The sequence below is a fragment of the Phyllobacterium phragmitis genome (assembly GCF_002980495.1).
Taxonomy (GTDB): domain Bacteria; phylum Pseudomonadota; class Alphaproteobacteria; order Rhizobiales; family Rhizobiaceae; genus Paramesorhizobium; species Paramesorhizobium phragmitis.
In genome coordinates, this window is record NZ_PVBR01000006.1 from 119,012 (window position 1) to 132,237 (window position 13,226).

At 56.1% G+C, this 13,226-nt stretch carries 11 protein-coding genes; 6 read left to right on the forward strand and 5 right to left on the reverse strand.

The window, feature by feature from the left end:
• Window positions 1-2: 2 nt before the first annotated feature.
• The 5 genes from C5748_RS10125 to metC form a co-directional block, all read right to left on the reverse strand.
• Window positions 3-953: a LysR family transcriptional regulator gene (locus C5748_RS10125; RefSeq protein WP_105741819.1), complete on the reverse strand. Its 951-nt coding sequence runs from the start codon at window positions 951-953 to the stop codon at window positions 3-5.
• Window positions 954-1,156: 203 nt separating this feature from the next.
• Window positions 1,157-2,278, reverse strand: a complete 1,122-nt coding sequence (locus C5748_RS10130; RefSeq protein WP_105741820.1) for a serine hydrolase domain-containing protein — start codon at window positions 2,276-2,278, stop codon at window positions 1,157-1,159.
• A gap of 47 nt (window positions 2,279-2,325) precedes the next feature.
• Window positions 2,326-3,939, reverse strand: a complete 1,614-nt coding sequence (locus tag C5748_RS10135) for a tannase/feruloyl esterase family alpha/beta hydrolase (RefSeq protein WP_245428969.1) — start codon at window positions 3,937-3,939, stop codon at window positions 2,326-2,328.
• A gap of 192 nt (window positions 3,940-4,131) precedes the next feature.
• Window positions 4,132-4,776 (reverse strand): GntR family transcriptional regulator, encoded by a 645-nt coding sequence (locus C5748_RS10140; protein ID WP_105741965.1) that lies wholly within the window; start codon window positions 4,774-4,776, stop codon window positions 4,132-4,134.
• A 106-nt stretch (window positions 4,777-4,882) separates the two neighbouring features.
• Entirely contained in the window at window positions 4,883-6,133 is a 1,251-nt protein-coding gene (gene metC / locus C5748_RS10145; protein ID WP_245428972.1) for a cystathionine beta-lyase, read from the reverse strand.
• 65 nt (window positions 6,134-6,198) lie between these two features.
• On the opposite strand from metC, the gene C5748_RS10150 reads away from it, so the two are divergent.
• The 6 genes from C5748_RS10150 to C5748_RS10175 all read left to right on the forward strand — a co-directional run bounded on the left by C5748_RS10150 (window position 6,199) and on the right by C5748_RS10175 (window position 13,158).
• Complete coding sequence (locus C5748_RS10150; protein ID WP_105741823.1) at window positions 6,199-7,233, forward strand: amino acid ABC transporter substrate-binding protein; 1,035 nt, start codon at window positions 6,199-6,201, stop codon at window positions 7,231-7,233.
• A gap of 82 nt (window positions 7,234-7,315) precedes the next feature.
• Complete coding sequence (locus tag C5748_RS10155; RefSeq protein WP_105741824.1) at window positions 7,316-8,512, forward strand: amino acid ABC transporter permease; 1,197 nt, start codon at window positions 7,316-7,318, stop codon at window positions 8,510-8,512.
• A gap of 1 nt (window position 8,513) precedes the next feature.
• Entirely contained in the window at window positions 8,514-9,614 is a 1,101-nt protein-coding gene (locus C5748_RS10160; protein ID WP_105741825.1) for an amino acid ABC transporter permease, read from the forward strand.
• 4 nt (window positions 9,615-9,618) lie between these two features.
• The gene (locus C5748_RS10165) at window positions 9,619-10,389 is read left to right on the forward strand and encodes an amino acid ABC transporter ATP-binding protein (RefSeq protein WP_105741826.1); all 771 of its coding nucleotides are present in this window, start codon (window positions 9,619-9,621) and stop codon (window positions 10,387-10,389) included.
• A 28-nt stretch (window positions 10,390-10,417) separates the two neighbouring features.
• Complete coding sequence (locus C5748_RS10170) at window positions 10,418-11,797, forward strand: MmgE/PrpD family protein (RefSeq protein ID WP_105741827.1); 1,380 nt, start codon at window positions 10,418-10,420, stop codon at window positions 11,795-11,797.
• A 5-nt stretch (window positions 11,798-11,802) separates the two neighbouring features.
• A complete protein-coding gene (locus C5748_RS10175) occupies window positions 11,803-13,158 on the forward strand; it encodes an MmgE/PrpD family protein (RefSeq protein WP_105741828.1) in 1,356 nt (451 codons plus the stop codon).
• The last annotated feature ends 68 nt before the right edge of the window (window positions 13,159-13,226 follow it).

Below are 13,226 nucleotides of genomic sequence, written 5' to 3' on the forward strand. Positions count from 1 at the left end.
TGTTAAGACAGATCTTCTGTAAAGCAGGCGGAAATCTGTTCACGCAACCAGAGGCTTGCCGGATCGCGCTCCTTTTCGGCAAGCCAGATCATGCTGGTGGATTGCTTTTCCGCTGCAAAAGGCGATTCCAGCAATAACAGCTCGTGCGAACGTTCGAAAAGCTTAGCAACACTTTCCGGCATTATGGCAACGAGCTCGCTGCGAGCAACGATGGCAACGGCTGCAGAAAAGTGCGGTACGACAGCCACCACCCTGCGCTCCAGACCCATGGAATCGAGCCGTTCGTCGATCCATCCTCGCCGACTTGGCGCAGACGTCACCTTCACATGGCCGAGCGATAGCAAAGCGGCGAGTGTTAGCGGGTCTTTCGCTGCAGGATTATGCGCCGACATGATACAAACCCGTCGTTCGGTAAAGAGAGACGCACAGCGATACCGGGCGGGAAAATTGTCCGCAGTCATGACAGCCACGTCGATGGTGCCCTCATCGAGATGTTCCTGTACCACCGGAAGAAAATTCCGATTATTAGCAACACCAGTTCTTGGCATGTGAATGACTTCTAAAACGCAGTGTTCCGCCTTGGAACGAACGCGTTCCACCAAGCGCGGCATAAGTACGACTGAAAAGTAATCGTTCATGCCAATTCTGAAGGAACGATGGGATGTTGCCGGCTCAAACGTCAGCCGTTGTAGCATCACGGACTCCGTGTCCTCGATGATGCGTCGCACCGCTGGAAAAATCTCTGTGCAAAATCGAGTCATGACGAAGCCCCCGGAGGTCTTCTTGAACAGTTCATCGCCGGTTATGGCACGTACGCGTTTCAAAGCATGGCTCATGGCAGGTTGAGAGAGGCCGATATATTCGCCAGCTGCGGTCATGTTATCCTTCACGACCAGCGCATAGATGACTTTTAGAAGATTAAGATCGATTGATCCCAATTGAAACCGTTGCATGACAAACCGTGCCCGCGTCCACGAAACTTTACCGTGATCATAATTGCACGGATAATGTTTCGAAAAACAGAAGCTCGCTTGCTTGAGCGCAATCGTGCAAGCGGTACTTGCTGCAAAAGGAAGATTAGTCGGCCCCCGTTCTGTTCCTGACCGGCAGAACGGACGGGAGAGAAGTGGTCAAATTTCCGGGTGCTGAGCTGACATTATATTCTGGCAGCCACGACGGACTCGGCAATCTTCAGGAAATCGCTGGCTGCGACCTTTGCCGGCTCGTATGTGGTCTTTCCAAGATTTCTAGCGACTGAAAATTCGTCCGTGACGGCGCGGCGATGCACGATGACGGTGTCGATGGCGGGAAGGCATAGAACAAACTGTCCAAAGTTGCCGTTCATCAGGTAGGAGCCCTTGAAGGCAGGATCGCTGGACGTTGGTATCCACCATAGATAAGCATAACCAAGTCCTTCCTTGCTCTTGGTCTGCTCCGGCGTAAACCGCATTTTCGTGCTTTCGGCGATCCAGTTCTCCGGCACGATGGTTTTTCCGTCCCATTTTCCGCCTTGAAGCATCAGCTGTCCAAGACGCGCCATATCGCGGGCGGATAGAAAGAGATGGTATGCGAGATAACGCGATTGATTTTCGTAGCCCATCATCCGCTGGCGATCGAAATCGAAATCCTCGAAGCCCAATGGCTCCGCCAAATCCTCCTTCAGTGCCTGGAACACCGTCTTTCCAGTGCGCTTCTCGAAGATTGCGCCCAGGACGTTGAAGTCCCAGTTGTTGTAGAGAAAGACCGAGCCTGGGTTTGTCTTCCCGCGTTCCGGTGTGTTTTCGTTGCCACCTGGACTTCCTGCCGCATGATAGACGCCTGAACTCGATGTCAGGAGGTCTTTGACCTTGGCGGTCTTTTCCAAAGGTAGAAGACCATCATCTTCTCCGATGCCGATCTCTCCGATCGTCATGTCGAGATCGATCTTCCCCTCAGCAACATAGCGCCCGAACAGCATGGATAATATGCTTTTTCGAGCGGAAGCAAGGTAACTCACATCAGACAGATTGCCGTAGCGATAAACAACTTCTCCGCCTTGAACCACCATCATAGAAGTGGTGGCCATCGGATAGAGTCTTGTCTCCATCTCCGCCAGTTTTACTGAAGACCAGCCAGCCGATGCAACGTCACCCGAGGTTTTCCATGGTTTTCCTGCGGCGGCACACGGCGTTGAATCTGCCGCCGCAGCGGTCTGTCCGCCAAGGCTGATCGCGGCAAAGGTCGATGCTGCCGAGGCGGCAAGAACGGAGCGTCGCGATAGATTTGGGCCTGCTGTCATTCTAATCCTCCCGATGAATGTTGATTGTTTGTTTGGCGCGGCCGGCGTTAATCGCTGGAGCAACTGAAGCTCGAAGCGAGTGCCATATCGCCATTGCCTTTGTATTTCGGCCAGCTTGGATATTCGCAAAGCGGTCTGGTGCGGCCTTTTGTGGATGACTTCGTTGCGTCCACGACAATCGGATTGGATGGTGGCACACTATGTTCCACCCAATTATCAAGCGCGGTCAGATTGTCCCAAGTTGGCGAAAAACGACCCCCACCATGCGCCAGACCGGGTACGAGGTAGAAGCGCATGAAGCTCTTGACCTTGTCTTTGCCCATCTTCGAGACAATGGACTCGAATAGTTTGGTATTGCCCAGCGGGCTGACACTCGGGTCGTCATTGCCCTGAAGCCAAATGATCTTGCCGCCCCGATCGCTGAAGGCAGACCAATCCGTTCTCGTTGCACCAATAGCCTCGGATAGCTCGACGATTCTATCCTGGAGTTTTCCGGGCTGGCGAATGTCGAAGGAAAGCAGGTCGAGGGGCTGATCGCGCTGCACGAAATTCTGCAGGAATTCGAAGGAGCGGCTCGAGTGATGCGCATTCGGTCCGGAGACGGGAGGTGTTCGCATCTGCGGCTCCGATCCCAGATGCATCATGATACCCTCCAGGCTATTATAGCCGGGGTAGGTGTCGATGCCGTTCGCCAACTGGTAAGGCAGCGAATAGCCTTCATGATAAATCTTCAGCGTTTTGTCGATCTGCGCTTTCGTCAGACACCCATCAGGGTTTCCCGTCACATATGCCTTGCAGGCAAGGCTCTCGACCAGAGCTGCGGATTGAGCACGGCATCCCTGCATGTTGCTGACGAGGCCATCTTCAGCGCCATCAAGGCCGTCACATGATTTCAAGGCCTCTTTCGCAATTCTTTCCACAAGCTTGGGCGGAATCCAACCTGCGGAACTGTCGTCGTAAACGGCCCGCGCCAGACCGGCTCCCCAGAGCCGAAGCCCAACGAAGTTTGCCGTTGGGTAGTTGGTCAAAATGCCGTCATAGGATTCCGGCCAGCGGGACGCTGCTGTCAATCCTTCACGTCCGCCGGTCGATCCGCCTTGGAAGTAGACGCGAGTAACAGGCTTCTCGTATCGCTCGGCAACCAGGACCTTCGCCACATCAAGCACTTTCTTGATATGCATATACCCGTAGTTCAGCATCGCCTCGTCGTTCTTGGCGAATGAGGCGTCATCTGCATTCGGGGCCTGATGGCCGGAATCGCTGCCGAAGGTGACATAGCCCTGCGCCAGAGGCGTCGGCGCAATATCCAGTCCTAAAGTCGTTTTGTCCGTGGTTGGCGGTAGGCTGCCGTTGTAGCCGCCTCCGCCATATTGCAACAGCTTTCCGTTCCATGCCGTCGGCAGGTTGACCTGCCAGATGATATCCGGAGCCTTCGGATCGTCCGGTTTGATCTGCCCGATAACCTTGCAATATTCGCCATTTTGGTTGACTGGATCCGAAGCGCCGACCAGCGTCGCTGACTGGATCTTGGCGCCAGTGGTGGGTAGACTTATTCTTGACGCGGGGATTGATGATGCGGCTATCGCTGAACACAGGCCGGCTGCATCTTGCGGTGCGGCGAAAGCGGATGGTGCTAGCAAATAGGCAAGCGAGATCGTCATCACAACGCGTGATGTAGCTCCAAATAGAGATGTCATGATGTCCTCCAAGCCGCCCAGCTACTCCAATCGCAGGCAACGCTCCTCTTGCTTAGACTTAGCTGAAAAACGGTCCTTCTGTGAAATGCGAATAATGGACCTATTGTTGCGTTCGGCGCATGAACTCCCTTGGTGCCAACGCCAGCTAAGCAGCTGTCAGACCCGCGTCATCTCAAGTCTAATTCGATAACCGTTGGCGACATGGCGACGGGCCGCAGCCTCTGCGGCATCGCCATCGCCTTGAGCAATGGCGGCTACTATTTCTTCATGTTCCTGCTGCGCGCTTTTGATCCGCTCCGCCAGGGCATAGGTCGAAGCAGGCAATAAGCTTAGGTGTATCCGCAAATTATTCAGCGCGTCGATCATATATTGGTTGTGCGATGCGTTGGCGATGTAACGATGCAGTTGCTTGTTCATTTCGCTGAGCCGCACCGCATCCGTAATACCGACGTCGTTTTTCACCATTTGCTTCATCACGTCTATCTCGTACCGAGACGCGTGCTGTGCGGCCAGCCGTGTCGCCATTCCCTCCAAGCCTTCGCGTACGGCGAACAACTGGCGGGTCTGATCGTAGGAAATCTGAGCGACGACGAGTCCGCGTTGTGAGCCATGGTCAGCCAGTCCCATGGCATGCAGGCGATGGAGAGCCTCTCTGACCGGCGTCCGGCTTACACCGAGCTGTGAAGCGAGGTCCGTCTCACGCAAGCGCGTGCCCGGCGGAAGATCGCCTCGCTCTATGGCCTTGAGCAGAAGCTCCAAGGGGGAGCTTTTTTCAGGCTCGCCATCAATTTTCAGATCCATCGAAGCATCCATTCTCGGTAACATCCACCTTTGCCGGTGTTCTAACGTTTGAGTGATTGTATGCAACGGATTTTCTAACTTTCGCTGGCTGGCGAGTGTTTATGCTCTAGTTTTTCAACCGCCCAAATCCAGACGCGATTTCGTTGATGAGATCCTTGGGGTCCTCGAGACCGACATGGATACGGACCGTCTGCCCGCCGGGCGCCCATTGCGTGGCCGTGCGATAGACCGACGGGTTGCTGGGAACCATGAGGCTTTCGAAACCTCCCCAACTCGAGCCCATACCGAACAGGTGAAAGCCATCGAACATGCGGGCCAATGCCTTGCGGTCCGTCTCGCGGATAACGAACCCGAAGAGACCGGAGGAGCCGGTGAAATGCCGCTTCCAAAGATCGTGATACGGATCGTTGGCGCGGGCCGGGTGCATGATGCGGATGACCTGCTCCTGATTTTCGAGCCAATCGGCGACCTCAAGCGCGTTGGCTTCGTGTTGACGCATGCGGACGCCGAGTGTTCTTATGCCGCGAAGGGCCAGGAACGCATCATCAGGGCTGATGCACACGCCGAAGCGCAGATAAGTTTCGCGCAGTCTCTCATAAATGGTCGAGGTACATGCGATCGTTCCGAGCATGATGTCGCTATGACCGGAGACGTATTTGGTGCCTGCCTGCAACGAGATGTCAACGCCCTGGGTGATCGGCTTGCAAAAATAACCACCGGACCATGTGTTATCGATAGCGGTTACAACACCCTTCCTGCGGGCCACTTCGGTAATCGCGGTGACGTCCTGGATTTCGAAGGTCTGGGAGCCGGGCGACTCCATCCAGATCAACCGCGTTTCGGGGCGGATCAATGACTCGATGCCCGCACCGATGGCGGGATCGTAATATGTGGTTTCGATACCGAACCGGGTGAGCAACTGGCTGCAGAATTTTCGGGTGGGACCGTAGCTGTTGTCGCTGACGAGAAAATGAGCCGCCTGATCGGCAAATGACATCAACACGACAGAAAGCGCCATGACGCCGGATGGGGCAATCAGTGCAGCATCCGCCTCTTCCAGAGCGCAGATTGCATCTTCCAGAGAATGGGTTGTGGGAGTGCCTCTGCGGCCATATCGCAGTTTTGCGCTGTCCTTCGCGTCGAGCTCTGCAAGTGTCGGGAAAAGGATGGTCGATGCACGATAAACAGGAGTGCTCACAGCCCCGTGATGTTTCTCCGGCTGGCGTCCACAATGCGCAATAACTGTTTCCTGGCCTAAGTTTTTCTGCATTCTGGTTGCTCTCGCTGATTTGAAGGGCCGTTTAAAAATCATAGTTGCATCCAACTGAAAACATTTGTATACAAAGACCAGCGGCACGTCAACTGCCGGTTAAAGCCTTGAGGAAAGGGCTGAACTGCCGCTGTATAACAAGAGGGGATAAAATGCGTAATTTGAAAGCATGCCTACTCGCCGCAACTGTCGCACTGGCGACTTTGCCCCCATTTTCTGTCTTTGCCGCCAATGGCGACACGCTCAAACAGGTCAAGGAACGTGACCTCGTCTTGTGCGGCGTTCACCCGGCACGTCACGGCTTCGCTGCACCCGACAGCAAGGGTGTATGGGAAGGTTTCGAGGTCGATTATTGCAAGGCGGTTGCTGCGGCCGTGCTAGGAGACGCCAATAAGGTTCGCTATGTGCCGCTGTCATCACAGCAGCGGTTCCCGGCGATCCAGTCCGGTGAGGTCGATGTTCTCGCTCGCAACGTGACGGCCAATCTGTCGCGCGATACAGCACTCGGTCTCAACTTCGCGCCGCCGATCTTCTACACCGGCACGGGCTTCCTCGTGCGCGCCGACTCCGGCGTGAAGGAAGTCAAGGATCTCGATGGCGCGGTCATCTGCATGGCCCCGGGAAGCACGACCGAGCGTAATATCGCCCAGATTTTCGCCGCGCGCGGCCTGAAATACACGCCTGTGGTGATCGAGAACAACAAGCAGTTGGTGGATGCCTATGTCACCGGACGCTGTGATGCGCTGGCGAAAGACAAGGCCGCTCTTCCGGGCGTGCGAGCCGTCGATACGCCTAATCCTGCCGACCACGTTCTTCTCGAAGGCATCTATTCCAAGGAGCCGCTGGCCATGGCTGTGCGGCAGGGTGACGACCAATGGTATGACATCGTCAAATGGGTGGTCTATGCGACATTCAACGCGGAAGAGATGAAGGTATTTCAGGCGAATGTCGATGAGATGTTGAAGTCCGACGATCCTGACATCCAGACCCTTGTCGGCATGATCGGCGATAACGGCGCAAAGCTCGGGCTCGATCAAAAATGGAGCTACAATATCGTCAAGCAGGTCGGAAACTACGCCGATATTTACGACCGGCACTTCGGACCTTCGACGTCCATTGCTCTTGACCGGGATTTGAACCGTCAATGGAATGACGGGGGTATTCTGTACGGTCAACCCATGAACTGACGGCGCCGCCGCGCCGCTGCTTTCGGCGCGGTCTATTCCCTTGAGCGACGGTTTTGCCGTCGCCCTTCCTCAAGGAACGACAATGTCTCTTTCCAGTTCATCCAGCAGGGGGTCGACCCGTCGAAGCCAGATAGCGGGCGTAGTCTATAGTCAGGCGTTTCGCTCCGCCTTCTATCAGGTGATCCTTGCCATATTCGTCCTGCTTGCAGGCTATTACCTCTATTCAAACGTCGTCGAGAATCTGCGTGCGCAAAATATCGCCACAGGCTTTCGCTTCCTATCAGAAGTATCGCAGTTCGAGATCGGCGAGAGGCTGATCAACTATTCCGCACGCGACAGCTACTTCCGCGCGCTTGCCGTCGGTCTGTTAAACACGCTGGCGGTCAGTGGTGTCGGCATCATTGTCGCGACGATCCTCGGATTTACCGTTGGTATCGCGCGCAGTTCCAACGACCTGCTTCTCAAGAAGGTGGCGGGCTTTTATGTCGAGATCGTAAGAAATATTCCGGTCATTCTTCAGGTCATCTTCTGGTCCGTGGTGATCCGCAACCTGCCGCCGCCCCGTGGTGCCGTCGAATTGTGGGGCGCTGGCTTCCTGAGCAACCGAGGCCTTACAGTTGCGATGCCGAATGCCGATCCCTCACACGTATGGATGCTGGTCGCATTCGTTGCAGGAGTCATTCTCTCCATCATTGCCGCCAGATTTATCCGGCGAAGGAACGACGCTACAGGCAAGCATGTCGATAGCCTTTGGGTGTCGCTACTGCTGATCACAGGTCTTCCACTGCTGGTCTGGCTGCTTTCGGGCGCGCCGCTGGACATGAGCATTCCGGAACGCAAAGGTTTCAGCTTTTCGGGCGGATCTACTCTGTCTCCAGAGTTCGTGGCGCTGCTGCTCGGCATCTCCATGTACGCCTCCGGCTTCATCGCCGAAATCGTTCGAAGCGGCATTCAGGCGACGCCACGCGGGCAGATCGAAGCTGCCAAGACGATTGGCCTGAAGCCTTGGTACATCACGCGCTACATCGTTTTGCCTCAGGCTCTGCGCGTCATCGTGCCGCCGCTGACCAGCCAATATGTGAGCCTCAGCAAGAACAGTTCTATCGCCGTCGTGGTCGGTTATCCGGATCTAGTGAATATCGGCAACACGGTCATGAACCAGACAGGGCAGGCGGTTGAAGCCGTCACAATCATGATGGTCGTCTATCTCACGATAAGCGTCGTCACGTCGCTGGTGATGAATTTCTACAATCGCCTCGTTGAGATCAAGGAGCGCTGACATGGCCACATCCGAGATTTTGGAACATCCCGCCGAACTCCCTCCGGTTTTGGCTTCAGGCCCTTGGCGTTGGATGCGCCGCCATTTCTTCAGCAGCATCGGCCAGACATTACTGACGATCGTGGTCGCAGCCATTGCGATCCGCACTCTGTGGTTTCTCCTGCACTGGGCCGTTTTGGATGCGGTCTGGGTGGCGGCAGACCCGCAAGTCTGCCGCGATGCAGGGGGGGCTTGCTGGGCGGTCATCGTGGAGAAACATCGCCCGATCCTCTTCGGCATGTATCCCTACGATCAACATTGGCGGCTTGTATTGATGATTGTCATCTATCTCGCCACCGTCATAGCGTCACTGACCCCGGCCTGCTGGAAGCGCTCACTACTCATTCCAATGTGGATTGCTTCCGTCACGGCAATCGCCGTTCTGATGTTCGGTGGCGTGTTAGGCCTGCCCTATGTACCGACAAGCGAATGGGGTGGCTTGCCACTGACCATCATACTTTTCACGGGCTCGGTGCTTTTCGGCATGCCAATTGCGGTTCTCCTGGCGCTAGGGCGTCGCGCGCCGCTGCCGGTCGCCCGCGGACTTTCCGTGGTCTTTATCGAAAGCCTGCGCGGCGTGCCGCTGATCACCATTCTCTTCGTCGCGGTCAATATTTTTCCGCTGTTCCTGCCTGCGGGCATGGAGGTGAACAAGCTTTTGCGTATCACGCTATCCATCGCTGTCTTCTTTGCCTGCTATCAGGCAGAGGTCATTCGCGGCGGTCTTCAGGCGATCCCGCGTGGTCAGTATGAAGCGGCGGCTTCGTTGAATATGACGTACTGGCAAACCACGCGGCGGATCATACTGCCGCAAGCACTGCGCATATGCTTGCCGGCAATGACCAACCACATCATTGCCGCCATGAAGAATACTTCCTTTGTCATCATCATCGGCCTCTTTGATATTCTGACCGCCACGACTGCTGTCATGCAGGATCCGTTGTGGCGTCAATTCTACATTGAAGCCTATCTCTTCGTTGCACTCGTCTATCTCGTCTTCGGTCTGGCGCTCTCAATGTATGCGCGCCGCGTCGAGAGCTGGGTTGCGGTCGGTCGTATCTGAGATCATGAAAGGGCATACCGTGACGATAAACTCTACTTCATCGGCCGTCATTCAGATGAATGCTGTTTCCAAATGGTACGGCGCATTCAAGGTTCTCAATGAGATATCGCTGGAAATTCAAAAAGGCGAACGCGTTGTTGTCTGCGGCCCCTCGGGGTCCGGCAAGTCTACGCTCATTCGGTGCATCAACCGGCTGGAGGAGCATCAGAAGGGCGATATATACGTCAAGGGAATCGAACTGAACGATAGCGTCAAGAATATCGCCGCCATCCGCAGCAGCCTTGGCATGGTGTTCCAGTCTTTCAACCTTTTCCCGCATCTAACCGTGCTGGAGAACCTGACCATCGGTCCAACCCTTGTTCGCCACATGAAGCGCAAGGATGCGGAGGAGCGAGCGATGCACTTCCTGCGCAAGGTGCGCATTCCGGAGCAGGCTCACAAATATCCACTCCAGCTTTCAGGGGGCCAGCAACAGCGCGTGGCTATTGCCCGCTCGCTCTGTATGGAACCGGAAATCATGTTGTTTGACGAGCCGACATCGGCGCTCGACCCGGAGATGATCAAGGAAGTGCTCGATACGATGATCGAACTGGCCGAGAGCGGCATGACGATGATCGTCGTAACGCACGAAATGGGCTTTGCTCGCACAGTTGCCGATAACGTCATTCTCATGGCCGACGGAAACATCGTGGAGCGAGCGGAGCCGGAGGAATTCTTCTTCAATCCCAAGCATGAGCGCACCCGGACGTTCCTTGACCAGATTCTAAAGCACTAGCGCGTCGGCGCGAATATCGGAGATTAAGATGTCATCGTTGACTATGGCGCTGGCCCGCTTTGCGGCGGAGCTTGATAGCCGAGCTTTGCCTAAAGAGGTGATGGATTGGGCCTCGCGCACCTTCGCCGACACGATTGCCTGCGGTCTGGCGGGCGCATCGGACGAGGCGGTGCACACCCTTCGCGCAATATTACCTGCTGGGATTGGCAAGGCTGGATTGTGGGGCAGCAACGAGACCGGGCACGTGCTGAATGCGGCGCAGATCAACGGCGTAGCTGCACACGCGCTGGACTTCGACGATTGCCATCTGGTCATGGATGGCCATCCGTCCGTGTCTATTGTGCCAGGACTCTTCGCCTTGGCGGAGGAACGGAATTCTTCGGGAATCGAATTGCTGACGGCCTATATTGCTGGCCTTGAAACTGAGCTGCGGCTTGCAAAGATCTGCAATCCTGCCCATGCCGACCGTGGATGGCATCCAACCGCGACATTCGGCGTGATCGGCGCTGCCGTTGCGTGCAGCCATTTGTTGCAGCTCGATCAAAATGGGGTGGCGACGGCAATCGCCATTGCAGCCTCTTGCTCGTCCGGTTTGCGCGCAAACTCCGGCACGATGGCAAAACCCCTACATGCCGCACAAGCGACCAGAAACGGTCTTCAGGCCGCGTTATTGGCTGAGCACGGCTTTTCGGCCAACCTCACGGCTCTCGAACATCGTTTCGGTTTCATCGCCGCGTACTGCGGCGGCCCCTCGCGGGAGTGGCAAGTGGTGCTGGCAGAGTTGGAAGGAACCTTCCTTCTTCTAGAACCCGGTATAGCGATCAAGCAATATCCATGCTGCGCCTTCATTCATTCGGCTATCGACGCCGCTGGCCAGCTGCGCGTCCAAATCGATCAGCCGGACGACGTTACTTCGGTAACAGTGAGGCTTCACAGCCGTCGGCTACGCAACATCGACAGGCCCGTACCAAAAGATGGGCTCGATGCGAAGTTCAGCGCGCAATATCTCACGGCCCGTTCATTGTTGCAGAACACGATCGGCTTCTCCGATTTCTCAGCGGGCGCCATAGCGGATGAGACGGTCGCAGCGCTCTCCACAAAGGTGAAGCTCGAACCCCACGAGGACGGAGACCTGTCCTTCGGCCAGGTGGAAGTGGTGCTGGCCGACGGTCGGAAACTGAGCGCTGAAGACAGCGTCGCCATGGGGAGAGGTCCCTCCAACCCCCTGAGCGACGAACAATTCGCGGACAAATTCCACGGCTGCACTGCTGAGGTGCTGACACACGAAGAGAGTAGACGGCTCTTATCCGCACTGCTGGCTTTGTCCGACCAACCCTCCACAGCCGCAATCGGAAAGCTGATGCTGGGTTCAGCAACCACCCGTCATTCAAAATTAGAGAAGGTGTAACCGTTATGTCCTTGTCCTTACAACTTGCCGAACGCGCGGTTGCGCTGGTTCCCCAGGATTTTGATCCAGAAGCCATCGGCTGGGCGCGAGATGCGATTGCAGACATGATCGGCTGCGCGCTGATTGGGGCTGCCACCGAAACGACGGAAAGGTCGATATTGCCGGGCATGCTGACTGAGGGCCCGTGCCTTGTGCTCGGCCGCAAGATGCGGCTTGGAAAGCTCGATGCGGCCTTTGTCAACGGCACGTCCGGTCATGCGATCGATTACGACGACACCAGCAAGTCGCTGTCGGGTCATCCCACCGTCATCATCGTGCCGGGACTGCTTGCCCTTGCAGAAACGCTTAACTCAACGGGTCGCGAGTTTGTCGATGCCTATATCGTTGGTGTAGAGGCTGCGACGCGCATCGCGCGCGGTGTCAACTTCTACCACTACGAAAAGGGTTGGCACCCGACGGCGACGCTCGGCATCTTCGGTGCTGCCGTTGCGGCCAGCCACCTGTTGAAACTCGACGCGGGTCAAACAGCGAATGCCATTTCGATTGCCGCGTCGTCGGCCGCGGGTATCAAGGCCAATTTCGGCACAGACACCAAGCCGCTTCATGCAGGCTTCCAGGCCCGCAACGGCCTTTTTGCAGCGCTTCTCGCTGCAAAAGGGGTCAATGGTTCAGGCGTCGCGCTGGAACACCCGCAAGGCTTCCTGAATGTCTTCAATGGTCCTGGTAATTTTGACACAACGCGCATGCTGAGCGATTGGGGCGCGCCCCTCGATCTGCTCAAACCGGGAATTTCCATCAAGAAGTACCCTTGCGTCTACAGCGTACACGCCGCCATCGACGCGGCCATTGCGCTGCATCAGGGTCCGTTGAGCGATCCTGGCGAAATCACCAATGTTCTGGTGCGTATGCATCCGCGCAGAATGTTGCCGCATGTCCGCAACCCCGCAACCACGGCTCTCAATGCCAAGTTCTCGTTGCCCTATGTAGTTTCGCGAGGTCTCGTGAACGGTGCGGTTCTGCTTGATCACTTCGAGGACGCGGCCCTGCACGATCCCCAAGTGCTGCGTGTCATGGGCTTGATGCGGATGGAAAATCTTCCCGACGATGCCAGCGACTATGGCGGTGAAGTTCATGTCACCCTGTCGAACGGTCAGGTTTTTTCCCATTCCGTCGATGCACCGGTCGGGCGCGGTCCTGAAACACCGCTGCCCCCCGGAATGTTGCGGGCGAAGTTTACGGATTGCGCCAGCCGCACGCTGACCGACGAAGGCGTCAATGAGGTTTTTGAGCAATTGATGACGCTCGATACGCTTCCTCGTGTGGGCATGCTGACCTCCGCCATAGAACGCAGCAAGCGGTGATGCATGGCTTCGGAAACCACAGCCCATCCATACGAAACATGCGCAGGTTCAATAAGATGGAGCGTTCG